We start from the raw sequence: 23,661 nt of genomic DNA on the forward strand, positions 1-23,661 counted from the left end.
ATGTTCCGATCACCCCAGGTCGGCCTGTGTCCTCCTGGAGTTCCGCCCCCCGGCAGCACCGACGCGGTGCCCACCCTGTCACGACCGCCAGTCGAGCGGGACCTGCTTGCCGCGGTCCCAGGGCCGCTCCCAGCCCGCGTAGTGGAGCAGGCGGTCGATGATCCCGGCGGTGAAGCCCCACACGAGGGCCGATTCGACCAGGAATGCCGGACCCTGGTGGCCGCTGGGGTGGACGGTCGTGGCCCGGTTGTCGGGGTTCGTGAGATCCGCCACGGGCACGGTGAACACGCGTGCGGTCTCCGCCGGGTCGACGACACCGACCGGGCTGGGCTCGCGCCACCAGCCGAGTACGGGTGTGACGACGAAGCCGCTGACCGGGATGTACAGCCGGGGCAGCGCGCCGAACAGCTGGACGCCGCCCGGCTCGAGCCCGGTCTCCTCCTCGGCCTCGCGCAGCGCGGCCCGCAGCGGGCCCTCGCCCTGCGGGTCGCCGTCCTCGGGGTCGAGCGCCCCGCCGGGGAACGCCGGCTGGCCGGCGTGCGAGCGCAGGGACCCGGCCCGCTCCATGAGCAGCAGCTCGGGTCCGCGCTCGGCCTCGCCGAAGAGGATCAGGACGGCGGACTGGCGCCCCGCGCCGTCCTCCGGCGGCAGGAAGCGGCTCAGCTGGATTGGCCGGACCGTCTCGGCCACGCGCACGACCGGCCCGAGCCAGCCGGGCAGCCCCTCCGTGCTGAGCGCCACCGAGCCGCCCTGCGTCCCGCTCGCCTCACTCGCCCGCGTCATCGCCACCCCCGTTCCCCTCGCCGTCCTGCCGTGTCCAACGCCCGATGGCACCGAGATCGTTCCGCCGGTGTCATCCGGCCCCCAGCGGCGGTGCCGGCTTACCGCCCGCGTCCAGGTAGGACTTCGGCGGCTTGAGGCGCTGGCCCGGGAAGCCGCCCTTCTCGTACTTCAGCAGCTTCCCCGCCTTCTCCGGGTCCGTCTCGCCCTCGCCGTAGGCCGGGCAGAGCGGGGCGATCGGGCAGGCACCGCACGCGGGCTTGCGGGCGTGGCAGATACGGCGGCCGTGGAAGATCACGTGGTGCGAGAGCATCGTCCAGTCGCTCTTGGGGAAGAGCGCGGCGACGGCGGCCTCGATCTTGTCGGGGTCGGTCTCCTCGGTCCACTGCCAGCGCCGAACCAGCCGCTGGAAGTGCGTGTCCACGGTCAGTCCGGGCCGTCCGAAGGCGTTGCCGAGGACCACGAAGGCGGTCTTGCGGCCGACGCCGGGGAGCTTGACGAGATCCTCCAGCCGCCCGGGGACCTCGCCTCCGAACTCCTCCGCCAGCGCCTTGGACAGGCCTATCACCGACTTGGTCTTGGCCCGGAAGAAGCCGGTGGGCCGCAGGATCTCCTCGACCTCCTCGGGGTTCGCCGCGGCGAGGTCCTCGGGGGTGGGGTACCTGGCGAACAGCGCGGGCGTGGTCTGGTTGACCCTCAGGTCCGTCGTCTGGGCCGACAGGACCGTGGCGACCAGGAGCTGGAAGGGGTTCTCGAAGTCCAGCTCGGGGTGGGCGTAGGGGTACACCTCGGCGAGCTCGCGGTTGATACGGCGGGCCCGGCGGACCAGGGCCGTGCGCGACTCGTTCTTCGGCGGTTTCGGGGCGAGCGTCTTCGCCGGCGCGACCTTCTTGACGGCGGCGCCGGCCTTCTTCGGCGCGACCGTCACCTTCTTCGGGGCCACGGCCTTCTTGGCGGGGGCCGTCTTCTTCTGAGGCGCTGCCTTCTTCACGGGTGCCTTTTTCGCCGTTTTTGCCATGTTCGTTCCATCGTCGGGCCCTTGTTCGCCCACAGCGGAATCCTCACGTACAACCACCCGCCCAGCCCCCTCGGCCTGCGCTCTCACCGGCGATTTGGACACCCGGCCAGCCTAAAGCCCAGCACCGACATCCGCTCCGGACCCCGGAGATCGGACCCCGATTGGCCCCCTGCCGCGTAAACGGGCACACCTGTGCGGCATCCTTGTGACAGATCACACTGTTTGGACCGTCCGGCAAAATGGGGAACACGGACCCCTGGCACACGGGGGAGCAAGATCCTCTGAGCAGGTCGACAAGGAGAGAACTCGTGGACGACGTTCTGCGGCGCAATCCGCTCTTCGCGGCGCTCGACGACGAGCAGGCCGCGGAGCTCCGCGCCTCCATGACGGAGGTGACACTCGCACGAGGCGACTCGTTGTTCCACGAGGGCGACCCGGGCGACCGGCTCTACGTGGTCACCGAGGGCAAGGTCAAGCTGCACCGCACGTCCCCGGACGGCCGCGAGAACATGCTGGCCGTCGTGGGCCCCGGCGAGCTCATCGGCGAGCTGTCGCTGTTCGACCCGGGCCCGCGCACCGCGACCGCGACCGCGCTGACCGAGGTCAAGATGCTGGCGCTCGGCCACGGCGACCTCCAGCCCTGGCTGAACGTGCGGCCCGAGGTGGCCGGCGCCCTGCTGCGCGCCGTGGCCCGGCGCCTGCGCAAGACCAACGACCAGATGTCGGACCTGGTCTTCTCCGACGTCCCGGGCCGTGTCGCCCGTGCGCTGCTGGACCTCTCCCGCCGCTTCGGCGTGCAGTCCGAGGAGGGCATCCACGTGGTGCACGACCTCACCCAGGAGGAGCTGGCCCAGCTGGTCGGCGCCTCCCGCGAGACCGTGAACAAGGCCCTGGCCGACTTCGCCCAGCGCGGCTGGCTCCGCCTGGAGGCCCGCGCGGTGATCCTGCTGGACGTGGAGCGCCTGGCGAAGCGCTCGCGCTGACCCGTCCGCGGTCCTGTGGGCCCCGTTCCCGGCCGGGACGGGGCCCTCGTCGTCGGCGGCGGGACGGGGCTCGTCGTCGGCCGTCAGATGAGGCCGTGCTCCCGGAGGTACTCCAGCTGGGCGCGCACCGAGAGCTCGGCCGCGGGCCACAGGGAGCGGTCCACGTCGGCGTACACGTGCGCGACGACCTGGGACGGGGTCCGGTGGCCGGACTCGACGGCCGTCTCGACCTGGGCGAGCCGGTGGGCCCGGTGGGCGAGGTAGAACTCGACGGCGCCCTGGGCGTCCTCCAGGACCGGTCCGTGGCCGGGCAGGACCGTGTGGACGCCGTCGTCGACCGTGAGGGACCTGAGCCGCCGCAGCGAGTCCAGGTAGTCGCCCAGACGGCCGTCGGGATGCGCGACGACGGTCGTGCCCCGGCCCAGGATCGTGTCGCCGGTGAGCACGGCGCGGTCGGCCGGCAGGTGGAAGCAGAGGGAGTCGGCGGTGTGCCCGGGGGTCGGTACGACCCTCAGCTCCAGCCCGCCCACCTTGATCACGTCACCCGCGCCCAGGCCCTCGTCGCCCAGCCGCAGGGCCGGATCGAGCGCACGCACGCGCGTGCGGGTCAGCTCGGCGAAGCGGGCGGCGCCCTCGGCGTGGTCGGGGTGGCCGTGCGTCAGCAGGGTCAGCGCGATCCGCTTGCCCGCCTCCTCGGCGGTGGCGACCACCCGGGCCAGGTGACCCGCGTCCAGCGGCCCGGGGTCGACCACCACGGCCAGGTCGGAGTCGGGCTCCGAGACGATCCAGGTGTTGGTGCCGTCCAGGGTCATGGGGGACGCGTTGGGCGCGAGGACGTTGACGGCCCGCGCGGTGGCGGGGCCGGCCAGTACACCGCCCCGGGGCTGACCGGGGAGCGCTGCTGCGTCCGTCATGCGAGAGGGCCTTCCTCGACGTCGGCCGGGCGGGAGCGGCGGCTCACGCGCGGGCCGTGCCGCTCGGGATGTGCTTGGTGAACTCGTCGTGCCCCGGCCAGGTCAGGACCACCTCGTCGTCCACCAGGCGCGCCCGCGCGAGCACGGGGGTCAGATCGCGGGACCGTGCGGCGGTGAGCGCCTCGGCGGGGCTGCCGCAGGGCGCCAGCTGGCGCAGGGTGGCGATGGTGGGCGGCATCATCAGCAGCTCGCCCCGGTCGTACGCGGCCGCCGCCTCCGCGGGCGCGATCCACACCGTGCGGTCGGCCTCCGTGGAGGCGTTCCGGGTGCGCTGGCCCTCGGGCAGCGCGGCCACGAAGAACCAGGTGTCGTAGCGGCGGGACTCGAACTCGGGGGTGATCCAGCGGGTCCAGGCCCCCAGCAGGTCCGAGCGCAGGACCAGGCCCCGGCGGTCCAGGAACTCCGCGAACGACAGCTCACGGGCGACCAGGGCGGCGCGGTCGGCCTCCCAGTCGGCGCCCGTGGTGTCGCCGACGACACTGTCCGCGCCGGGTCCGGCGAGCAGGACGCCGGCCTCCTCGTACGTCTCGCGGACGGCCGCGCAGACGATCGCCTGGGCCGCCTTCTCGTCGACGCCGAGCCGGTCGGCCCACCACGCGCGCGTGGGCCCCGCCCAGCGGACGTGGTGGTCGTCGTCACGGGGATCGACGCCGCCGCCCGGGTACGCGTACGCGCCTCCGGCGAAGGCCATGGAGGCGCGTCTGCGCAGCATGTGCACCGCGGGGCCGGAACCGGTCTCCTTCAGGAGCATGACGGTGGCCGCGCGCTTCGGCGTGACCGGTGTGAGGCTGCCGTCCGCGAGCGCGCGGATACGGTCCGGCCATTCCGGGGGAAACCACTGCCCATTCGCCATGGGCGGAGGCTATCCCGTGGTGAGCGAATGTTCGAGAGGTGGCCGAGGTCAGAGCCGGTTCCGGGCCCGGACTACGGCTCCAGCTCGACCTGGATCTCCACCTCCACGGGCGCGTCCAGCGGCAGCACCGCCACGCCGACCGCGCTGCGCGCGTGCACGCCCTTGTCGCCGAGGACCTCGGCCAGCAGCTCGCTGGCGCCGTTGACGACGCCCGGCTGCCCGGTGAAGTCCGCCGCCGAGGCGACGAAGCCCACGACCTTCACCACGCGCGCGACACGGTCCAGGTCGCCCGCGACGGACTTGACGGCCGCCAGGGCGTTCAGCGCACAGGTGCGCGCGAGCTCCTTGGCCTCCTCCGGCGTGACCTCCAGGCCCACCTTGCCGGTGACCGGGAGCTTGCCGTCCACCATCGGCAGCTGGCCGGCGGTGTAGACGTACACGCCGGACCGCACCGCGGGCTGGTAGGCGGCCAGCGGCGGCACGACCTCCGGCAGCCTCAGACCCAGCTCCGCCAGCCTCGCCTCGACCGCGCTCATGCCTGCTTCTCCCGCTTCAGGTAGGCCACCAGCTGCTCGGGGTTCGGTCCGGGCACGACCTGGACGAGCTCCCAGCCGTCCTCGCCCCAGGTGTCCAGAATCTGCTTCGTGGCATGGACGAGCAGCGGCACGGTTGCGTATTCCCACTTGGTCATGTGGCCGACTGTATCCGCTGCCGCCGGCGGGCCACGGGCCGACCACGACGCCGGTTGTCCACAGCCTCCCGCGTGACCCGAGCGCGGACTGGTTAGTCTCGAATACGTGAGCAGGCTCCAGGTCGTCAGCGGCAAGGGCGGGACCGGAAAGACGACGGTCGCCGCCGCTCTCGCGCTGGCCCTGGCCACGGCGGGGAAGCGGACGCTCCTCGTCGAGGTCGAGGGCCGGCAGGGCATCGCACAGCTCTTCGAGACGGAAGCGCTGCCCTACGAGGAACGGAAGATCGCCGTCGCTCCCGGGGGCGGGGAGGTGTACGCGCTGGCCATCGACCCCGAACTGGCCCTGCTGGACTACCTCCAGATGTTCTACAAACTGGGCGGTGCCGGCCGGGCCCTGAAGAAGCTCGGCGCCATCGACTTCGCCACCACCATCGCGCCCGGACTCAGAGACGTCCTGCTGACCGGCAAGGCGTGCGAGGCGGTGCGGCGCAAGGATCGCGGCGGACAGTTCATCTACGACTACGTCATCATGGACGCACCGCCCACCGGGCGCATCACCCGCTTCCTCAACGTCAACGACGAGGTGGCGGGCCTGGCGAAGATCGGCCCGATACACAATCAGGCCCAGGCGGTGATGCGGGTGCTGAAGTCGCCCGAGACCGCCGTGCACCTGGTGACGCTGCTGGAGGAGATGCCGGTCCAGGAGACCGTCGACGGCATCGCCGAACTGCGCACCGCCCGGCTGCCGGTGGGGCGCATCATCGTGAACATGGAGCGCCCGCAGGTGCTGGACGCGGGCGACCTGGAACTCGTACGGACCGCTTCGCGCACCGCGCTCGCCCGGTCGCTGTCCTCCGCCGGGCTCGGCGGGGCGCGGCGCGGCCAGAACGCCGAGCGGCTGGTGGGTCCGCTGCTGGAACAGGCCGAGGAGTACGCCGAGCGTTACACGCTGGAGGAGGAGCAGCGGTCCGTGCTGAGCGAGCTGGGTCTGCCCCTGCACGAACTGCCGCTGCTCGCCGAGGGCATGGACCTGGCGGGCCTGTACGAACTGGCGACCGAGCTGCGGAAGCAGGGGATGTCATGAGCCCGGACCCGGCACCCGCGCGGGAGACCTCGCGCTCCTCCGCCCCCGCGCACGACGGTGTCCGTCACCTGGCGCCCACGCGCGCGCTCGAGGTCGACCCGTTGCTCGACGACCCGACGACGCGGATCGTGGTGTGCTGCGGCTCGGGCGGGGTCGGCAAGACCACCACCGCGGCGGCTCTCGGCCTGCGCGCCGCCGAGCGCGGCCGCAAGGTGGTCGTCCTGACCATCGACCCGGCCCGCCGGCTCGCCCAGTCCATGGGCATCGACTCCCTGGACAACGTCCCGCGCCGGGTGAAGGGCACCGAGGGCGAGGGCGAGCTGCACGCCATGATGCTCGACATGAAGCGCACCTTCGACGAGGTCGTCGAGGCGCACGCGGACCCCGAGCGGGCGGCCGCGATCCTGGCCAACCCCTTCTACCAGTCGCTCTCCGCCGGCTTCGCGGGCACGCAGGAGTACATGGCGATGGAGAAGCTGGGCCAGCTGCGGGCCCGGGACGAGTGGGACCTCATCGTCGTCGACACCCCGCCGTCCCGCTCGGCCCTCGACTTCCTGGACGCGCCCAAGCGGCTCGGCTCCTTCCTCGACGGCCGCCTGATCCGGCTGCTGACGGCCCCGGCGAAGCTGGGCGGGCGCGCGGGGATGAAGTTCCTGAACGTCGGGATGTCGATGATGACCGGCACGCTCGGCAAGCTGCTGGGCGGTCAACTGCTCAAGGACGTCCAGACGTTCGTGGCCGCGATGGACACGACCTTCGGCGGCTTCCGTACCCGCGCGGACGCGACGTACAAGCTGCTCCAGGCGCCGGGAACCGCGTTCCTGGTGGTCGCGGCCCCGGAGCGGGACGCGCTGCGCGAGGCCGCGTACTTCGTGGAGCGGCTGGCCGCGGAGAAGATGCCGCTGGCCGGTCTGGTGCTCAACCGGGTGCACGGCAGCGGCGCCGGTGAACTGTCGGCCGAGCGGGCGCTCGCCGCCGCGGAAAATCTTGAGGAGTCCCGCATTGTGGATCAGCCGGACGGGAAAGCTGGACTTCGTAACTCTCCCGCAACGTACGGCAGTTCAGACTCTCTCGCTGCTCATCCCGATTCCGGTGCGCCTCCCGCGGACTCCGAGGCGCCCGCCGGCGACGACTTCGAACCGGAGCCGTCCGTCGACCAGGTCACCGCGGGCCTGCTGAGGCTGCATGCCGAGCGCATGCAGCTGCTCTCCCGTGAGCAGCGCACGCGTGACCGCTTCACCGCTCTGCATCCCGAGGTGGCGGTGGCCGAAGTGGCCGCGCTGCCCGGGGATGTGCACGACCTCGTGGGGCTGCGGGACATCGGAAACCGGCTCGCGGAACACCGCCACGAGCTGCCCGAGCCGGGCGCCTGACGCGCGCCCGCCGGGGGCTTCCGCGGTCCCTTCCCGCGGCGGGACAACCGCGGGCACACGGACTCACGAACACACGGACTTACGAACAAGCGGACTCACGAACACACGGACGACCGCGGCCCGCCCAGGAAGGACGACGCCTCAGCCCCGCCGCTCAGCCGACCGCCGCGTAGTCCTCGTACACCTGGTCGTCGGCGAGGGACACCAGTCCCGCGCCCCGCTCGTACTCCATGCGCGCGGTCTCCAGCAGCCGGCGCCAGGAGGTCACGGTCGGCCGCCGGCGCAGCAGTGCGCGGCGCTCACGCTCCGTCATTCCCCCCCAGACGCCGAACTCGACGCGGTTGTCGAGCGCGTCGGCGAGACATTCGGTGCGAACCGGGCATCCGGTGCACACCGCCTTGGCCCTGTTCTGCGCTGCTCCCTGAACGAACAGTTCATCCGGATCGGTAGTGCGACAGGCCGCCTGCGCACTCCAGTCGGTAACCCAGCCCATACCGGCGCCGTCCTCTCCCGAATCGAGGCTCCCCCACGGCGGCAGCGGCATATTCACCGCCGCCAGTTGAGGACGTTACGGAAGGTGGGCACGGCGCAACACCCCCAGCGGGCCCAATCTTGAATGGCCCGATCGGACTATGGGTAAGCGGCAGATCACCCGGGGGAGTGAGCTGGCGACATGCGCGACATTCCCGGCACAGTAGGGCAGTTACGGTGCGCGGCAACGGACACCGGATGACACACAGGGTGAATTCGGGCAGGTATCCCACACGCCTCGACCGCGCGCCCCGACACCATCCGGACCACCCGACCAGAAAAGTCGAACGGAGTCGGAACGTTTCGGAGCCGCCGGACGTATGGATGCGTGGCCGCACCGCTGTGACAGTCGAGAGCAGCTTAGGCCAAGGCATATACGCGTGTCCGGCGAATGAGAACGTAGACCCCTCACGTTGCCGTGCCTCACGCCGCACCAGGGGCCCATGTTCGACAGCCGGGGCGGCGTGCCGCGTCCGGGAGGTCACCCTGTGCGTTGCGGTGTCGCCTGCACGAACGCCCCCGGATGTCACGATCCTGCATTCGAACATTCCGAGGAGCCCCGCTCCGTCGGATCGCACATCACTACGGATTAGGCTGCCCCCATGCCAAAGAAGCGCTCGGGCGGTGGTCTGTCGCCAACGCAGCAGGCCGCCAAGTTCCTCGGTGTCAGTGTGCTCGCGGGAGCCGTGATGGCGGGCATCGCACTGCCCGCGGCCGGTGCGCTGGGCCTGGCCGCCAAGGGGTCGGCCACGGGGTTCGACGACATCCCGGCCAATCTCAAGCGTCCGCCGCTCAGTCAGCGGACCACGATCCTGGACAACAAGGGCGAGCAGATCGCCCAGGTCTACTCCCGCGACCGTACGGTGGTCCAGCTGAAGGACATCTCGCCGTACATGCAGAAGGCGCTCGTCGCGATCGAGGACTCGCGCTTCTACGAGCACGGCGCGATCGACCTGAAGGGCGTACTGCGCGCGCTCAACAAGAACGCGCAGAGCGGCGGGGTCTCCGAGGGCGCCTCCACACTCACTCAGCAGTACGTGAAGAACGTCTTCGTCGAGGAGGCCGGCGACGACCCGACGAAGGTCGCGGAGGCCACGCAGCAGACCATCGGCCGCAAGATCAAGGAACTGAAGTTCGCGATCCAGGTCGAGCAGGACCTGGGCAAGAAGAAGATCCTCGAGAACTACCTGAACATCACGTTCTTCGGCCAGCAGGCCTACGGCGTCGAGGCCGCATCCCAGCGCTACTTCTCCAAGCACGCCAAGGACCTGACCCTGCCCGAGGCGGCACTCCTCGCCGGCATCGTCCAGTCCCCGAGCCGCTACGACCCGGTCAACGACGAGGCCGAGGCCACCAAGCGGCGCAACGTCGTCCTGCAGCGCATGGCCAGTGTCGGCGACATCTCGCAGGCGGAGGCCGACAAGGCCAAGAAGGAGCCGCTGGGCCTGAAGGTCACCCAGCCGCGCAACGGCTGCATCACGGCGGTCAGGGGCGCGGGCTTCTTCTGCGACTACGTGCGCGAAGTGTTCATGAACGACCCGGTGTTCGGTAAGACCCGGACGGACCGGGCGAAGATCTGGAACCGCGGTGGTCTGACGATCCGCACGACGCTCGACCCCCAGGCGCAGGATTCCCTGGAGAAGTCCGTCCACGACCACGTCAACGCAAGCGACGCCGTGGCCACGGCCGCAACCATCGTCGAGCCCGGCACCGGCAAGATCCTCGCCATGGGCCAGTCCCGTCCGTACGGCTTCGGCAAGAACGAGACCCAGATCAACCTCTCGGTGGACAAGGCCATGGGCGGTGGCGCGGGCTACCAGCCCGGTTCCACGTTCAAGCCGATCGTGGCCGCGGCGGCCATCGAGGGCGGCAAGCCCGCGACTCAGGAGTACTCCTCCCCTTACAAGATGCCGTACCCGAGCCCGGTCGCCGCCTGCGACGGCAAGAACTGGGTGAACACGAAGGGCTACGATCTCACCAACGAGAACGAGTCGGAGGTCGGCCCGTACGGCATGAAGGAGGCGACCGCCAAGTCGGTCAACACCTACTACGTGCAGCTGATCAGCGACATCGGCATCTGCCCGGTGAAGAACATGGCCAACAAGATGGGCGTGCAACGCGCGGACGGCACGCCGATCGAGCAGAACCCGTCGATCGCGCTCGGCACCCAGGAGGTGTCGCCGCTGACCATGGCGAGCGGGTACGCCACGTTCGCCTCCCGCGGCACGTACTGCACCCCGATCGCCATCGAGTCGATCACTCAGACCACCGGCAACCAGAAGAAGTCCCTGGCCGTCCCGAAGTCGACCTGCTCTCGGGCGATGTCGGAGACCACCGCCGACACGATCAACACGCTCCTGAAGGGTGTGGTCGAGGACGGTACGGGCACACAGGCCGGCCTCGGCGACCGGGCCAGCGCGGGCAAGACCGGTACGACGGACTTCCGCTTCGCGGCCTGGTTCGTCGGCTACACGCCGAACATGGCGGGCGCGGTCTGGGTCGGCGACCCGGCGCACCAGCGGCGCATGGTCGACATCACCATCGGCGGCACCACCTATGCGAAGGTCTTCGGTGGCCAGGTCCCCGGCCCGATCTGGCGCGACATGATGTCGGGTGCGCTGGCGGGCAAGGACGCCCCGTCCTTCAACCTCGTGAACATCCCGGACCCCGTGAAGGAGCAGGACAAGCACAAGGGCAGGGACCGGGGAGACGAGCACGGGAACGGCGGCGACAACGGGGGGAACAACGGCCGTGGCCCCTTCCCGAACCCGTCCATCACCCTCCCGGAGGGCTTCTTCCAGGGCCAGAACGGCGGACCGCGAGGCAACGGCAACGGAGGAGGCCACGGCTGACGGGCAGGTGGCCTGACGGGAGGGCGGCGGGAGCGCCGTCCTCCGCCTCGGACACAGCGAAGGGGCGCCGGCTGATGGCCGGCGCCCCTTCGTCGTACGTACCCGGGTCCGTCCCCGAGGACCGGCCGGGTCAGCCGGCCAGCAGCTTCTTGACCGCGGCGGCGACACGGCCGCCCTCGGCCTGGCCCGCGACCTTGGGGTTCACGATCTTCATGACCGCGCCCATGGCCCGCGGCCCCTCCGCGCCGGCGGTCTTCGCCTCCTCCACGGCCTGGGCGACGATCCGGTCCAGCTCCTCGTCGGACATCTGCTTGGGCAGGTACGCGGCGAGCAGCTCGCCCTCCGCCTTCTCCCGCTCGGCCGACTCGGGGCGACCACCCTGCGCGAAGGCCTCGGCCGCCTCCCGGCGCTTCTTGGCCTCCTTGGTGATCACCTTGAGGACCTCGTCGTCGGAGAGCTCACGCTTCTCCTTGCCCGCGACCTCCTCCTTGGTGATCGCGGCGAGCGTCAGCCGGAGCGTCGAGGAGCGGAGCTCGTCACGCTCCTTGATCGCGGCGTTGAGGTCATCGTGCAGCTTCGACTTGAGCGTGGTCATGAGTTTGATTGTCGCAGGTACGGCAAGGCTCCCGCGCGCCGATTACGGAGCCAGGCGGTACGCCGACCCCCGGACGGGGCCCGCGCGTTGGCGCCGTGGCGGCCCACGGGCGATTTCCGCCGCACGGCATGGGCCTGAGACGATGGACACATGCGCGCGCGATACGGAGTACCCCTGGGCATCACGGCGGTCGCGGCCGCCGGTCTCCTCTACTCGGCGGGGTTCGAAGCCCGCTCCTTCCGCCTGAGGCGGGTGACGGTCCCGGCCCTGCCCTCCGGCATGCGCCCCCTGCGCGTCCTTCAGGTCTCCGACATCCACATGGTCGGCGGCCAGCGCAAGAAGCAGCGCTGGCTGCGCTCGCTCGCCGGGCTGCGCCCCGACTTCGTGATCAACACGGGCGACAACCTGTCCGACCCGGAAGGCGTGCCGGAGGTCCTCGACGCCCTCGGCCCGCTGATGGAGTTCCCGGGGGCGTACGTCTTCGGCTCCAACGACTACTACGGTCCCAAGCTGCGCAACCCCGCCCGCTACCTGCTGGAGAAGACCAGCGGCCGGCACGGCCTGAACGGCAACGCACCCGCCGTCGGGGTGATCCACAACCCGTGGGAGGACCTGCGGGACGGCTTCGACGCGGCCGGCTGGCTCAACCTAACGAACACGCGCGGCACCCTGAAGCTCGAGGGCCTCTCGGTGGAGCTGACGGGCCTGGACGACCCGCACATCAAGCGGGACCGCTACGCCAGGGTGGCGGGCGGCCCGTCCACCGCGGCGGACTTCTCGATGGGCGTGGTGCACGCCCCGTACCTGCGCGTCCTGGACGCCTTCACGGCCGACGACTACCCCCTGGTCCTGGCCGGCCACACCCACGGCGGCCAGCTCTGCATCCCCTTCTACGGCGCCCTGGTCACCAACTGCGACCTGGACACCGACCGGGTGAAGGGCCTGTCCACCCACACCTCCGAGGGCCGCACGTCCTACCTGCACGTCTCCGCCGGCTGCGGCACCAACCGCTACACCCCGGTCCGCTTCGCCTGCCCGCCGGAGGCGACGCTGCTGACGCTGGTGGGGCGGGAGTGACGCGGTAGCGGTACGGGCCCGGGGCGACGGCGGGCGGCGGCCAGCGACGGCTTCTCACCGCACGGCGATCCGTAACCCATTCGGACTACCCGAATCGCCCCCTATGTCCACCCTCCCTACCGTGAGGGCATGGCCGCCGAGACCCCCGAAATACCCGAGGTGCCGGAGATACCTCCTCCGACGCCTTTCATGCCTCGGGACATACCGGAGCTTCCCGCGATCCCGGGCATCGTCAAGCTGATGCCCCCCTCCTTCGTCCCCCCGACCGCCGTCGTGCCGCCCGCCCGCCGCCTCGGGGCGGCGACCTACCGTCTCCTCACGGCCGCGGCGATCATGGCCGCGGTGGCCGTGGAACTGCACCTCGGCTCCCCGGCCCGCGTCCTGAGCGTGTTCGCGATCCAGAGCAACATCCTCCTGGCCCTGGTCCTCTTCCTCTCGGCCCGCAGGGCCCGGACGGCCCGCCAGCCCCTGCCGGCCTCGCTGACCGGAGCGACCGTGCTCTACGCCCTGATCACGGCGCTCGTGCACCACGCGCTCCTGGCCCGCACATCGCCGGCGTTCTCGATCACGGGCGAGCCCGGCACCCACCCGCTCTGGCAGAAGGCCGCCACCGTGATCCTGCTGACGGCCGCCCCCATCGCCGCCCTCCTGGACTGGCTCCTGCTCACCGCGCCCGACCACCTCCACCTGCGCCAGGCCGCACCGTGGCTGCTCTACCCGCTGGCCTACCTGGCGTTCTCCCTCACCCGCGGCGAACTGCTCCCCGCCGACTCCCCCGACCGCTATCTCCACCCCTTCCTGGACGTCTCCCAGCACGGCTACAAGCACGTCCTCGCCAACGCCCTCCTCCTGGGCCTCGCCTCCTACGCCCTGGCCCTCCTCCTCGTAGCCGTCGACCACACCCGCCCGAACCCGATCCGCCGCCGCGCCAAAACCGGATTTCGCCTCTGGCCACCAGTGGGCTAAAGTAAACGTCGTCGCCGCGACAAGCAGCGACATCGGGGTGTGGCGCAGCTTGGCAGCGCGCTTCGTTCGGGACGAAGAGGTCGTGGGTTCAAATCCCGCCACCCCGACACAGGTCAGAGGCCCATTCACGTGATCGTGAATGGGCCTCTGGGCGTTTGTACAGCAGTGGACGGCCGCAGCGTGCGTATGGTCACGCGTCGGGGGATGACACGGTCGGAGGACGGCACGAGCTGCACCGGGAACAGGGGGACGGTGGGCAGGAGACGCTACGTTGCGAGGGGCGTGCCAGGTGGCTACCGGATCTGGGACAACCGAGGACGTCGATGGTGGGGCGATCTCTACGAGTTGTGCCCTGACGATCTCCTTGCCGAGCTCAACGGTCAGGCGGACCAGGCCCGGATCACTGCGCTGATGAAGCGCTACAGGGCGCAGAAGCGGTAGGAGGCGCCGGAGCGTGGACGACGAATGCGCGCACCGCAGCCGCACCATAATCGAGTGGCGGGCGGGCGGCTGGCCGTACCGAGGGGGCCGCTACGAGAGCGGATGAGCTCCCGGGCTCATGAGCGCGATACGCCTGTGGGCGCAGGCACGGCCAGCGGACAGAGCGGTCTCCGTGGCTGTCGGGGGCTGCGATCTGCTGATGTGCGGCGTGCTGCTCCTGATGGCTGTTGGAGTAGTCGGCGCTGAGCCGACTACCCGTGAAGAGGAAACGGCCGCCTGGCACTCTGCCTGCGTACTGTACGCCGGGTGGCTGGCGGTCGGGCTGGTGCTCTTCGCCCTGTTGGGTATGACGCGGTCTCTGCTCACGCATGTGGCGATGATGCTGATCTCGCCCGTCCTCCTGGTCGCGTTGATGATTCTCCCGTCCCTCTGGTGATGCGCGTGCCGTTCCCGTCGCGGCGGGGACCACACTCATCGTTTGAGCTGGGACTCCGCGTTCAGCGGACGCGGCGAAGGCCCGCACCTCGACGTCGGCCGGGTTGCACGCTTCGTGACGGACTGCCACGGAGGTGCGGCTGGGCCCGGGAACAGGGTTCACCTGGCGTGCTCGTGCGGGCCGAGCACGCTGTGCCGGCTCGGCCCGCGAGAGAAATCAGTTCCGGCCGCTGCCGTCCACGATGACCGGGGTGCCGTTGCCCGAGCCGCAGGGCACGGCGTAGACCGGGTTCTCCTTGGCCGCTTCCCGGTACGCGTCGATGCACTGGTTCGTCAGAACCTTGTCGGTCAGGGAGTCGTTGAGGATCCTGTTGGCGCGGGCGATGCCCTCGGCCTCGATCTTGCGGCGCTTGGCCTCCTCCTCCGCCGTGCGGGTTGCCTCAGCGGCCCGCTCGGTGGCCTCCTTCTGCTGGATCTTGCGGTCGATCTGCTTCTGGAGGGCGTCCGAAGGCCTGACGTTGCGCAGGTTCACGGCGGTGATGTCGATACCGCGGGGCGCGAGCCGCTCCTTGATCAACTTGTCGATCTCCGCATTGATCTTTTCTCGGGCCGAGGCGTACCCCTGCTCGCTGGTGTAGCGGGCGAAGACGTTCCGGACGATCTCGCGGCTGTCCGGGAAGACCAGTCGCTGCTGAATGGCGTCCTCGCTCCCCGCCAGCCGGTACAGCTCCCCCGCCTTGTCCGGTATGACCGCCCACTTCACGGTCACCTCCGCGTACATCACACCCCCCTGGGAGGACCGCACCTCGACGACGTCCTTGTCGGAGAGGTTGAGGTCGACCGGACGAGTCGAGAAGGGCGTGACATCGGTGAACGGCCCCTTCAGATGCATCCCGGACGTCATCGGCGCACCCACTCTGCCGAACGTCACCGGCACGCCGACCTCGTAGGCGCTGACGACGTACACAGTGCTGGCGATGCCGCAGAGCACGCTGCCGAGCAGTGCGGCGCCGGCACCCAGCCGAAGCCGGAGCGAGTCTTGGGCACGGGCGACGAAGTACATCACCACGGCGGCGAGAACAAGCAGGCATGACAGTACGAGCACGGTGACTCCCCCCTGAGAGACCTCGAGCGGTACCCCCCGGCACCGCTCGCCAATGGAGGATATGGCATCCGAAGTGCAGGAAGATCAGCGGGCGTTCGCAAGCGGTCGTCGCCTGCCCCCGCCAACGCGGGAAAGGCCCGCCTGCCGGCGGATGCAGGGTGGGCGGCTTGCGACCGAGCCAGTCGGGGCCGAAGCTTGCTGATGTCGGTGATCCGTGGCCGAAGCTAGCAACTGCACGACACCTCGGCCCAGACCGTCTTGCCCACGGGGTCCCTCGGTGTCCAGCCCCAGCGCATGGCCAGGGCGTCCACCAGGAGCAGACCGCGCCCCGACTCTCCGTCGGGGTGGGCCGAAGGGGCGGTCGCCGGTGGGCGTTTGGCCGAGGCGGCGTCCGCCACTTCGACGCGGATCACGTCGGTCTTCGTGCCGAGGGCGAGACTCAGGGCGAAGCCGTGGCCGGGGACCCGGCCGTGTCGTACGGCGTTCGCCGCGAGTTCGCCGACGACGAGCGCGACCGTGCACGACGCGTCCGACGCCGGCGGGTACCCCCACTCCTCCATGCGCTGCCCGGCAAGCCGCCGGGCCAGCCGCGCGCCCCGGGGCGTGGAGGCGAACTGCGCCGTGAAGTGGTGATAGTCGGGCGCTACGCCCTCTCCCGGTGTGGTCGTTCCTGTCAGCACGGCCTGTCCGCCTTCCCGCCAAGTGCACGAGTCATTACGTTCCGTGCCCAAGAGTCGTCCGGCGGCCCTACGCTCGAAAGGTGGCGCAGCCTTACCTTTCGACTCGTAAGGAACGGAAGTAACGCCTTGGCCAACGGAATTGACCCCAGTACGTCCATGGCTGCGCTGTTCGGTTCACGGGTACGCAGACTCCGTACGGCGGCCGGACTGACCCAGGCCGAACTCGGCGCCAGAACGCATGTGGTGAGCTCCCGGATCACGCAGATCGAGCGCCCGTCCGGGGCGAAACCGACGCTGGGGCTGGCCCGCGCGCTCGACGCCGCGCTCGGGGCGGACAACCTGTTGGTCGAGCTGTGGCCGTACGTGTATCGGGAGGCGTTTCCGGACTGGTCCCGGGCGTTCATGACGCACTCGGAGCGGGCGGTGTCCATCAAGGAGTACGCGGCCCACGTGGTGCCCGGCTTGTTGCAGACCGAGGCGTACGCGCGAGCGGTGCTGAGCGTCGGCCGGACGCTGAACAATCAGGAACAGTTGGAAGAGCGGATCACCGCCCGCCTGGAACGGCAGGAACGCCTCAGCGCTCCCGGTCGGCCCGAGTTGTGGGTCATCCTCGACGAAGCGGTACTGAGGCGTCCCGTCGGTGGCCAGGCCGTCATGCGCGAGCAGTTGGAGCGGCTGCTTGAGGTCGCATCGGAATCCCATGTCACCGTGCAGGTATTGCCGTTCGACCAAGGTGAGCACGATGCGATGGGTGGCTCACTGACGGTACTGACCATGCCGGACGAGTCCGAAGTCGCCTACACCGAAGGCGCGCACTACGGCCAGCTCATCGAGGATTCGGCCGAGGTCAGGAGTTTTGCGCTGACCTACGATCGGCTACGGGCAGCAGCTCTGCCCCCGCTCATGTCGCTCGGCATGATCCGATCCGTGATGGAGGGCAACCACCGTGGAGCGAAGGTCCCGTCCCGATCTGAACGGCGCCGCGTGGCGCAAGAGCAGCTACAGCAATCAGGAGGGCGGCAACTGCGTGGAGGTGGCGGACGGGTTCCCCGGCGTCGTGCCCGTCCGTGACAGCAAGGTCCCGCACGGTGCCGCTCTGACCTTCGCGGCCGGCTCCTGGGCCGCCTTCATAGGCCAGTTGAAGGCCGGCCGTCACCGCGTCTGAGCCGACCGGGCCCTGGTCAGTGGCCGTCTTCCGGGTCCGCCGGATCCTTGTCCGCGAGGGTCCGGTGGGCCGCTGACCTCCTTGAAGAACCAGGGAAAGAACTACCCGCCCACCCACCCTCCCGGCCCACGTCACCCGTCCGGGTGACCAGCTTGCGAGGGCGGGATACGGACGGTTACGTTCGCCGCAACAACCGCACACAGACGACGGCCCCCGGCCGGGACGGCAATCCCGATCGAGGGCCTGACCGATCAGGAAGTGAACGCCTTCCCGATGGCTGACCCGCAGTCTAACGCGCGCCTGCGCGCCGACGCCGGTACTCCGACCTCCGGTGTGATCCACGTCCGCACCCGGCTCACGGCCGACTTCACCGTGATCTCCAACGCCCTCGTGCAGCAACGCGGGAGCGCGGTCACGATCGGCGTGGCGGTCTACATCCTCTCCCTGCCCGACGGCTCACCCGTGACCATCGCCGCCCTGTGCGAGCACTTCACCGAGGGCGAGATCCTGATCTCGCGGGCCTTGCGGGAGCTTGAGCGGCTCGGCTACCTGGAGCGCCGCCGCGAGCGCGGACCCGGTGGTCACGTCCGTACGCGGACGTACTTCTACGACGTTCCGTGCGGCGGTCCGGACGGCGACCCGGACGGTCAGCCGCCCCAGCCGCCGAAGCCCCGTCACCCCCGGCCGCAGCCCCCCACGACGGCGGCCGAAGCCGCGCCCGCTTCCGCGGCCACGGAAACCACGGCGCCCCCCGCACCCGCACCGGCCAGGGCGAAGCCACAGGACCAGCCCCGGCTCGCCGACGCCGACCCGCAGGCAGTCGCCGTACTCACCGCACTGCGCCGGGCCGATCCGCGCCTGGTCCTGTCCGAGCAGGAAGCCGCCCGCCTGGCACCGGCCGTCGCCCAGTGGCTCGCAGCGGGCGTCGGGGCGCGCCAGATCATCGAACTGCTGACCACACGACTGCCCGACCGTTTCCTCACTCGTCCCGCAGGCATCCTCGCCTTCCGCCTGCGGCAGACCCCTCTGCCCGCCCCGCCCCCGCTCACGCCGCCCGCGGAGCGTCTCCCGGCCGTCCTGCCCTTCCAGACCTGTGACGGCTGCGAGCGGGCGTTCCGCGCACCGGAGCCCGGACGCTGCCGGGGCTGCCGACCCGCGAACCGCCTCCGCGCGGCCGGCTGAAACCGGGCGGTCATGAGCGGCGGTGGCGGGCCTGCGGGAGTGGCAGGTGTTCGTCAAGTGACGCGGGAGGGAATTGGTGTCCATGGGGCACTGGTGGAGCGGGAGAATTCGGTGGTCAGGAAAGTGCCGCGGGTGTCGAATTCTCCCGTCCGGGGCTTCGGCCGGATTCAGGTGAAGGGTTCGGAAGGGGTACGCATTCGGTAAGCGGTGATGATCTCCGCGTTGCCGCACGGCGGGCTGATCTGCAATATTCACGCTCTCACCACAACCCGGTCGAACATTCGCACCCTCTCCACAAACGACCGGCTCAGGCCCGTACTGGACGGGATCATGAGACCTAATCGCGATCAAAGACCCCGCTGTCGGCCGGCAAATATCCGGACATCACGGGTAGGCGAACAGATCTTTCACGTGGCGCAGCTCACTGAGCAATGTCAAGCGGTTCGACCGGAAAACTCGGTCGGGTTGCCCGGGGCACCGGGAAAGTGGTTCCATCACGGCTGAGCGCGGTGACTGGCAGTCACAATACGGCCCTGTGCCGATATTCCCCCGACGTATTGAGATCGTCGCGCGGGCGCGGCAAGGACAAGAACCAGGAAACGGCGACCGCCCCCTTGTGAACGGGCGGTCCGCGCCGGTCAGGAGGGAGCAACGTGGGTTGCTCGCACGCCGTGGGATGCCCGCTTTTCCCCCTGCTCAGGGCGAGCTTGCAGGGTTGGCGCGACTACTACTGCGACAGTGCGGACCAGTGGCACGACTGTGCCCGCTACCAGTTGTCGCTCACCGGCGAGCGCGTGCCGATCAGCCTGCTGCCCAACGGAGCGATCGCGCGGCACCTCGAAGGCACGTCCGGGGCGAACCGGTCCAGCGCGACCAACCCCACGCAGGCACCCCGGCAGGCTCCGCAGCCGCAGCCCGACGCGTGGTCCCGTCCGGTACCCGCCGGACCGCCTGAGCCGGCGTCACCTGGTCCCGAACAACCGGGGAGCACGGCCTGGTTCGGAGCGGCGCCGCCCCCGGCACCGCACCCGGCACCGGTCCCGTCTCACCAACCGTCACCTCACACACCGACTCCCCACTCCTCGCACCGCGCCGCTCGGCACACGGCGCGGTCGTCCGGCGCGAAGCGCGGTTTGCTGGGTCGGATCGCAGACTGGATGAGAGGTCCGGCATGAACTACTGGCCCTGGTGGGCGGGCGCGGTCGGGCTCGCTCTGGTCACCGTCAACTACACCCTCACCACCGATCGTTCCTTCGGGGTGTCGTCGGCCTGGGACCGTGTGCTGCACTGGCGCAGCGAACGCCGTCTCGAGCAGATGGACGACGAGTTCGCCGACGATCAGGCACTCGCCGAAGCGCTCGCCGCGGCCACCGCTGAGCACTTCGGAACCCTGCCCGGAGCACCGACCTCGTACGCGGAGCCCCAGCCCCCGTACGCGAGCCCTCAGATCTCGCACGCGGACCCGTACGCGGACCCGTACGCGCCGCCGGTGCCGCAGCCGCCGGTGCCGGACGTCGAACCCGCGGCGACAGAGGGTTCCTCCGTCACGAGTCAGCGCCCCGCCCCCCTGGTCACCCAGGCCGCCCTGCTGGTGTCGATCTTCCTGGGCGGGCTGATCGCCTCGCTCGCGTCCGGGCGGTTCGAGCTCCGCTACGACATGGGTCCGGGCTTCCGGGACCTGGTCACCGCCGATCCGATCACCATGGTCGTCCTGTTGTTCCTGGGCGGCGTGCTGGTCGGCTTCGGCACCCGGCTGGCCGGCGGGTGCAGCTCCGGCCACGGACTGAACGGCTGCGGCCGGCTGCGGCCGGTCAGCATCGTCGCGACCGCCGTGTTCTTCGGCACCGCCGTCGGGGTGTCGTTCCTCCTGTGGAAGGTGATCTGATGCGTACCCGGGGCGCGATTCTGCTGGCCAACATCATCACCGGGCTGGCCCTCGGCTTCACCGTCTCCAACATCGGCTTCGGCGACTACGCCGAGCTGAACCGCATGTTCACCTTCCAGGACCTGCGGATGTTCCTGTCCTTCGCGGGCGCCGTCGTGATCATCGTGCTCGCGTTCGCCCTGCTGCGGGTGCGCCGGACCCCCGGGCGCATCCACGCCGGTGTGGTCCCCGGCGCGGTGCTGTTCGGCACGGGGTGGGCGATCTCCGGCGGATGCCCGGCGATCCCGATCACCCAGGTCGCCGGCGGCTATCTGCCCGCCCTGGTGACCATCGCCGGCGTCGCCGTCGGCATCTGGCTGTGCCGCTGGGCCAACGCCCGGTTCTTCCACCTGGACCGCGGCTCCTGCGGGCTGTGACCAGGCCGACCGGCCTGTGCTCATGTCCTGCCGCACCGCGCACCGCGAGGTCCCGCCGTCACTGGGAACGGCGGGACCTCGCGCGGTCTCCGGCGGACGCGAGGATGTTTGCTGCGTTTTGACCTAAATCGCCATCCAATTCCCGCTCCTGGACGTAACCACTGAGAGACAAGTTCCAGCAGGAGGAATTATGGCGATCTTCAACGCACTCTTCCCCACGCTGAACCGGGACTACGGTGAACGCGGCGGTGGCGGCGGACGCGGCGGACGCGGCGGACGCGGCGGACGCGGCGGACGCGGCGGACGCGGCGGACGCGGCGGCGGCTACGGACGTGGCGGCGGCTACGGACGCGGTGGCGGCTACGGACGTGGCGGACGTGGCGGAGGCTACGGACGCGGTGGGCGCTACTAACAGCGACACGGAGCGGAGCGGACCGGTGCCCGAAGGAGCCGGTCCGCTCCGTCGGCATGTCCTGAGGCGTCTGCTGTCCGTGGGCACGGACGCCGACGACGTGGTGGCTGCCGCCCCGCCGCTGCGGCCGCGCGAGATCTTCCGGCGCTTCTGGCCCTACACCAGCGGGCGCCGACGCTGGCTCCTGCCGCTCGTCCTGCTCAGTCTGACGGGGCCCGTCATCGACGCGGCCGAACTGTGGCTCTTCAAGGTCATGGTGGACGAGGTACTCGTCCCGCGGGACCTCCACCCCTTCGTCTGGATCGCGCCGACGTACGTCGGACTCATCGTCGTCGGCGGCATCCTGGGCTTCGCCGACGAAGTGACCTCCGCGTACGTCAGTGAACGCTTCCTGCTCGCCCTGCGCTCCGACGTCTTCCGGCACCTCCAGGGGCTGTCGCTCAGGTTCTTCGAACGGCGGCGGCTGGGGGACGTGCTGTCGCGGATCACGGGGGACGTGGACGCCGTCGAAACGTTCCTGCTCTCGGGTGTGGTGGACGTGCTCTACGACGTGGTCCGGCTGGGCATCTTCCTCGGCCTGCTCTTCTACCTGAGCTGGGACCTCACGCTCATCGCGATCGTCATCGTGCCGCTGTTCCTGGGCGCCGCCGTCCACTTCTCCCGGCTGATCAAGCAGGCGTCGCGCGAGCGCAGGCGCCGCAGCGGCACGCTCAGCGCGGTCGCCGAGGAGTCGCTGGGCAACATGACCCTGGTGCAGGCGTACAACCGGCAGGACTGGGAGCAGCGCCGCTTCGAACGGGAGAACCTGGGCCGTTTCCACGCCGCGATGGCCTCGACGCGGATCGGGGCGGTCTACGAGCCGCTCGTGGAGCTCATCGAGGTGTGCGGCGGCGTCGCCGTCATGGCGCTCGGCACCTGGCAGCTCGCGCAGGGGCACCTCACGCTGGGCGGGCTGCTGGTCTTCCTGGCGCTGATCGGCAAGCTCTACAGCCCGGTCCGTGACCTGTCCCATCTCGGCGCCACCTTCTACTCCGCCTCCGCCTCCGCCGAGCGCATTGCGGAGCTGTTCGACCAGCGGTCCGAGGTCCGGGAGGCCGCGGATGCCCGGCGGATCGGCCGGGCGCGCGGCGAGGTCGAGTTCGACGGCGTGTCCTTCCGCTATCCGGACACGTCCCGCTGGGCGCTGTCCGACGTGTCGTTCCACGTCCACCCCGGCGAGACCCTGGCCCTGGTGGGCGTGAGCGGGGCCGGGAAGTCCACGGTGGCCAAGTTGCAACTGCGGTTCTACGACCCCGACCAGGGCGCTGTCCGCCTCGACGGCACCGATCTGCGGGAACTGGTCGTGTCCGACGTGCGCGACAACGTCGCGGTGGTGCTCCAGGAGACGCTCGTCCTGCACGGCACGGTGCGGGAGAACATCGCCTACGGCCGGCCCGACGCGACCGACGCCGAGATCGTGGAGGCGGCCCGCGCCGCGGACGCCGACGAGTTCATCCGGCTGCTCCCGGAGGGTTACGACACCGTGGTCGGCCAGCGCGGCCAGGCACTGTCCGGCGGGCAGCGCCAGCGGCTGGCCATCGCCCGCGCGATGATCAGGGACGCGCCGGTACTGCTCCTGGACGAGCCCACCACCGGCCTGGACATGCAGTCGAGCCGCCGGATCATGGACCCGCTGCGCCGGCTCATGGCCGGCCGGACGACCGTCGTCATCTCCCACAACCTGCTCACGGTCCGCGACGCCACCCGGATCGTGGTGCTCGATCACGGCCAGGTCGCCGAGTCCGGGACCCACGACGAGCTGTTCGTGCGCGGCGGCACGTACGCCCGGCTGCACAAATTGCACAGCATGGCCTCGTCCGCCGGGCCCCCGTCACAGGGCACGGTCCTGTCATGACCGCCGTCACGCGGACGGCCGTGGAGCCGCCGCTGCCCGCGGGCACCCGCCCGGTCCCCGGCCACCGGATCCTCGGGCACGTGGCCCGCACGGGCCGGCTCGACCCGTACGGCTCCTGGAGCGAGGAACGGGCCTGCCGGTGCGTCATCGAGGTGCCGCGCCCCGACCTCCGGTGTCCGCAGATGGAGGATGCCGCCCGCCGGCCGCGGCGCGCCGGCGCCTGCCGCGCGCGCTCGCCGAGGCTGTCGACGGCTGCCTGAGCCTGGATC

At 70.5% G+C, this 23,661-nt stretch carries 24 protein-coding genes and 1 tRNA gene; 15 read left to right on the forward strand and 10 right to left on the reverse strand.

All coding sequences use genetic code 11. From position 1 onward, the window contains the following. Nucleotides 1–78: 78 nt before the first annotated feature. Both ACWC91_RS29315 and nth read right to left on the reverse strand, forming a co-directional pair. Nucleotides 79–783, reverse strand: a complete 705-nt coding sequence (locus ACWC91_RS29315) for an NUDIX hydrolase (RefSeq protein WP_450726101.1) — start codon at nt 781–783, stop codon at nt 79–81. 70 nt (nt 784–853) lie between these two features. Beyond that, complete coding sequence (gene nth / locus ACWC91_RS29320; protein ID WP_450644431.1) at nt 854–1,798, reverse strand: endonuclease III; 945 nt, start codon at nt 1,796–1,798, stop codon at nt 854–856. Between the two features lie 308 nt (nt 1,799–2,106). Between nth and ACWC91_RS29325 the strand changes: the two genes are divergently transcribed. Further along, on the forward strand, nt 2,107–2,781 hold the full coding sequence (locus tag ACWC91_RS29325) for a Crp/Fnr family transcriptional regulator (protein WP_100568471.1): 675 nt from the start codon (nt 2,107–2,109) through the stop codon (nt 2,779–2,781). 83 nt (nt 2,782–2,864) lie between these two features. Here ACWC91_RS29325 and ACWC91_RS29330 read toward each other — a convergent pair whose 3' ends face one another. From ACWC91_RS29330 to ACWC91_RS29345, 4 genes are all read right to left on the reverse strand, one after another. Next, complete coding sequence (locus ACWC91_RS29330; RefSeq protein WP_376504605.1) at nt 2,865–3,695, reverse strand: MBL fold metallo-hydrolase; 831 nt, start codon at nt 3,693–3,695, stop codon at nt 2,865–2,867. Nucleotides 3,696–3,738: 43 nt separating this feature from the next. Further along, nucleotides 3,739–4,608, reverse strand: coding sequence for an NUDIX hydrolase (locus tag ACWC91_RS29335; protein ID WP_225076966.1), 870 nt, complete (start codon nt 4,606–4,608; stop codon nt 3,739–3,741). A 71-nt stretch (nt 4,609–4,679) separates the two neighbouring features. Further along, entirely contained in the window at nt 4,680–5,144 is a 465-nt protein-coding gene (locus ACWC91_RS29340) for a RidA family protein (protein ID WP_225076967.1), read from the reverse strand. Then, entirely contained in the window at nt 5,141–5,299 is a 159-nt protein-coding gene (locus tag ACWC91_RS29345; protein ID WP_009189813.1) for a DUF4177 domain-containing protein, read from the reverse strand. Before ACWC91_RS29345 ends, ACWC91_RS29340 begins: the two co-directional genes overlap by 4 nt. Nucleotides 5,300–5,405: 106 nt before the next feature. Between ACWC91_RS29345 and ACWC91_RS29350 the strand changes: the two genes are divergently transcribed. Both ACWC91_RS29350 and ACWC91_RS29355 read left to right on the forward strand, forming a co-directional pair. Continuing rightward, a complete protein-coding gene (locus tag ACWC91_RS29350) occupies nt 5,406–6,383 on the forward strand; it encodes an ArsA-related P-loop ATPase (RefSeq protein WP_376504602.1) in 978 nt (325 codons plus the stop codon). Then, nucleotides 6,380–7,756: an ArsA family ATPase gene (locus ACWC91_RS29355; protein ID WP_376504600.1), complete on the forward strand. Its 1,377-nt coding sequence runs from the start codon at nt 6,380–6,382 to the stop codon at nt 7,754–7,756. The genes ACWC91_RS29350 and ACWC91_RS29355 overlap by 4 nt, the downstream gene beginning before the upstream one ends. A gap of 154 nt (nt 7,757–7,910) precedes the next feature. On the opposite strand, the gene ACWC91_RS29360 is transcribed toward ACWC91_RS29355, so the two are convergent. After that, nucleotides 7,911–8,249: a WhiB family transcriptional regulator gene (locus ACWC91_RS29360; protein ID WP_172632898.1), complete on the reverse strand. Its 339-nt coding sequence runs from the start codon at nt 8,247–8,249 to the stop codon at nt 7,911–7,913. 640 nt (nt 8,250–8,889) lie between these two features. Between ACWC91_RS29360 and ACWC91_RS29365 the strand changes: the two genes are divergently transcribed. Continuing rightward, complete coding sequence (locus tag ACWC91_RS29365) at nt 8,890–11,139, forward strand: transglycosylase domain-containing protein (protein WP_450644434.1); 2,250 nt, start codon at nt 8,890–8,892, stop codon at nt 11,137–11,139. Nucleotides 11,140–11,269: 130 nt separating this feature from the next. On the opposite strand, the gene ACWC91_RS29370 is transcribed toward ACWC91_RS29365, so the two are convergent. Beyond that, nucleotides 11,270–11,734, reverse strand: coding sequence for a GatB/YqeY domain-containing protein (locus ACWC91_RS29370; protein ID WP_225076971.1), 465 nt, complete (start codon nt 11,732–11,734; stop codon nt 11,270–11,272). A gap of 150 nt (nt 11,735–11,884) precedes the next feature. Here ACWC91_RS29370 and ACWC91_RS29375 point away from each other — a divergent pair, with 150 nt between their 5' ends. From ACWC91_RS29375 to ACWC91_RS29390, 4 genes are all read left to right on the forward strand, one after another. Further along, on the forward strand, nt 11,885–12,811 hold the full coding sequence (locus ACWC91_RS29375; RefSeq protein ID WP_450642617.1) for a metallophosphoesterase: 927 nt from the start codon (nt 11,885–11,887) through the stop codon (nt 12,809–12,811). A gap of 129 nt (nt 12,812–12,940) precedes the next feature. Next, nucleotides 12,941–13,777: a Pr6Pr family membrane protein gene (locus ACWC91_RS29380; RefSeq protein ID WP_376504596.1), complete on the forward strand. Its 837-nt coding sequence runs from the start codon at nt 12,941–12,943 to the stop codon at nt 13,775–13,777. Nucleotides 13,778–13,810: 33 nt separating this feature from the next. Next, nucleotides 13,811–13,884 (forward strand) — tRNA-Pro (locus ACWC91_RS29385). Nucleotides 13,885–14,336: 452 nt separating this feature from the next. After that, nucleotides 14,337–14,654 (forward strand): hypothetical protein, encoded by a 318-nt coding sequence (locus tag ACWC91_RS29390; RefSeq protein ID WP_376504593.1) that lies wholly within the window; start codon nt 14,337–14,339, stop codon nt 14,652–14,654. A gap of 216 nt (nt 14,655–14,870) precedes the next feature. Here ACWC91_RS29390 and ACWC91_RS29395 read toward each other — a convergent pair whose 3' ends face one another. Both ACWC91_RS29395 and ACWC91_RS29400 read right to left on the reverse strand, forming a co-directional pair. After that, nucleotides 14,871–15,758: a prohibitin family protein gene (locus tag ACWC91_RS29395; protein WP_450642619.1), complete on the reverse strand. Its 888-nt coding sequence runs from the start codon at nt 15,756–15,758 to the stop codon at nt 14,871–14,873. Between the two features lie 224 nt (nt 15,759–15,982). Next, nucleotides 15,983–16,438 (reverse strand): ATP-binding protein, encoded by a 456-nt coding sequence (locus ACWC91_RS29400; protein ID WP_376504592.1) that lies wholly within the window; start codon nt 16,436–16,438, stop codon nt 15,983–15,985. Between the two features lie 156 nt (nt 16,439–16,594). Here ACWC91_RS29400 and ACWC91_RS29405 point away from each other — a divergent pair, with 156 nt between their 5' ends. The 7 genes from ACWC91_RS29405 to ACWC91_RS29435 all read left to right on the forward strand — a co-directional run bounded on the left by ACWC91_RS29405 (nt 16,595) and on the right by ACWC91_RS29435 (nt 23,652). After that, nucleotides 16,595–17,509 (forward strand): helix-turn-helix domain-containing protein, encoded by a 915-nt coding sequence (locus tag ACWC91_RS29405; RefSeq protein ID WP_450642621.1) that lies wholly within the window; start codon nt 16,595–16,597, stop codon nt 17,507–17,509. Continuing rightward, the gene (locus ACWC91_RS29410) at nt 17,472–17,603 is read left to right on the forward strand and encodes a DUF397 domain-containing protein (protein ID WP_450642629.1); all 132 of its coding nucleotides are present in this window, start codon (nt 17,472–17,474) and stop codon (nt 17,601–17,603) included. Before ACWC91_RS29405 ends, ACWC91_RS29410 begins: the two co-directional genes overlap by 38 nt. 273 nt (nt 17,604–17,876) lie before the next feature. Next, on the forward strand, nt 17,877–18,785 hold the full coding sequence (locus tag ACWC91_RS29415; protein ID WP_225076998.1) for a hypothetical protein: 909 nt from the start codon (nt 17,877–17,879) through the stop codon (nt 18,783–18,785). 1,171 nt (nt 18,786–19,956) lie between these two features. After that, nucleotides 19,957–20,670: a YeeE/YedE family protein gene (locus ACWC91_RS29420; protein ID WP_450642622.1), complete on the forward strand. Its 714-nt coding sequence runs from the start codon at nt 19,957–19,959 to the stop codon at nt 20,668–20,670. Beyond that, nucleotides 20,670–21,086, forward strand: a complete 417-nt coding sequence (locus ACWC91_RS29425; RefSeq protein WP_225077000.1) for a YeeE/YedE thiosulfate transporter family protein — start codon at nt 20,670–20,672, stop codon at nt 21,084–21,086. Before ACWC91_RS29420 ends, ACWC91_RS29425 begins: the two co-directional genes overlap by 1 nt. Before the next feature lie 236 nt (nt 21,087–21,322). Then, nucleotides 21,323–23,392 (forward strand): ABC transporter ATP-binding protein, encoded by a 2,070-nt coding sequence (locus ACWC91_RS29430; RefSeq protein WP_450642623.1) that lies wholly within the window; start codon nt 21,323–21,325, stop codon nt 23,390–23,392. Continuing rightward, entirely contained in the window at nt 23,389–23,652 is a 264-nt protein-coding gene (locus tag ACWC91_RS29435) for a hypothetical protein (RefSeq protein ID WP_225077001.1), read from the forward strand. Before ACWC91_RS29430 ends, ACWC91_RS29435 begins: the two co-directional genes overlap by 4 nt. Nucleotides 23,653–23,661 lie beyond the last annotated feature (9 nt).

Source organism: Streptomyces sp. NPDC001204 (genome assembly GCF_053598035.1).

Excerpts from the sequence above, each read along its gene's own strand:
- ACWC91_RS29330 (WP_376504605.1), bottom strand. The coding sequence starts at position 3,695 with ATGACGGACGCAGCAGCGCTCCCCGGTCAGCCCCGGGGCGGTGTACTG.
- ACWC91_RS29390 (WP_376504593.1), top strand. The coding sequence starts at position 14,337 with ATGAGCGCGATACGCCTGTGGGCGCAGGCACGGCCAGCGGACAGAGCG.
- ACWC91_RS29380 (WP_376504596.1), top strand. The coding sequence starts at position 12,941 with ATGGCCGCCGAGACCCCCGAAATACCCGAGGTGCCGGAGATACCTCCT.
- ACWC91_RS29315 (WP_450726101.1), bottom strand. The coding sequence starts at position 783 with ATGACGCGGGCGAGTGAGGCGAGCGGGACGCAGGGCGGCTCGGTGGCG.
- ACWC91_RS29415 (WP_225076998.1), top strand. The coding sequence starts at position 17,877 with ATGGCTGACCCGCAGTCTAACGCGCGCCTGCGCGCCGACGCCGGTACT.
- ACWC91_RS29370 (WP_225076971.1), bottom strand. The coding sequence starts at position 11,734 with ATGACCACGCTCAAGTCGAAGCTGCACGATGACCTCAACGCCGCGATC.
- nth (WP_450644431.1), bottom strand. The coding sequence starts at position 1,798 with ATGGCAAAAACGGCGAAAAAGGCACCCGTGAAGAAGGCAGCGCCTCAG.
- ACWC91_RS29355 (WP_376504600.1), top strand. The coding sequence starts at position 6,380 with ATGAGCCCGGACCCGGCACCCGCGCGGGAGACCTCGCGCTCCTCCGCC.
- ACWC91_RS29365 (WP_450644434.1), top strand. The coding sequence starts at position 8,890 with ATGCCAAAGAAGCGCTCGGGCGGTGGTCTGTCGCCAACGCAGCAGGCC.
- ACWC91_RS29360 (WP_172632898.1), bottom strand. The coding sequence starts at position 8,249 with ATGGGCTGGGTTACCGACTGGAGTGCGCAGGCGGCCTGTCGCACTACC.
- ACWC91_RS29345 (WP_009189813.1), bottom strand. The coding sequence starts at position 5,299 with ATGACCAAGTGGGAATACGCAACCGTGCCGCTGCTCGTCCATGCCACG.
- ACWC91_RS29420 (WP_450642622.1), top strand. The coding sequence starts at position 19,957 with ATGAACTACTGGCCCTGGTGGGCGGGCGCGGTCGGGCTCGCTCTGGTC.
- ACWC91_RS29375 (WP_450642617.1), top strand. The coding sequence starts at position 11,885 with ATGCGCGCGCGATACGGAGTACCCCTGGGCATCACGGCGGTCGCGGCC.
- ACWC91_RS29335 (WP_225076966.1), bottom strand. The coding sequence starts at position 4,608 with ATGGCGAATGGGCAGTGGTTTCCCCCGGAATGGCCGGACCGTATCCGC.
- ACWC91_RS29435 (WP_225077001.1), top strand. The coding sequence starts at position 23,389 with ATGACCGCCGTCACGCGGACGGCCGTGGAGCCGCCGCTGCCCGCGGGC.
- ACWC91_RS29425 (WP_225077000.1), top strand. The coding sequence starts at position 20,670 with ATGCGTACCCGGGGCGCGATTCTGCTGGCCAACATCATCACCGGGCTG.
- ACWC91_RS29405 (WP_450642621.1), top strand. The coding sequence starts at position 16,595 with ATGGCTGCGCTGTTCGGTTCACGGGTACGCAGACTCCGTACGGCGGCC.
- ACWC91_RS29340 (WP_225076967.1), bottom strand. The coding sequence starts at position 5,144 with ATGAGCGCGGTCGAGGCGAGGCTGGCGGAGCTGGGTCTGAGGCTGCCG.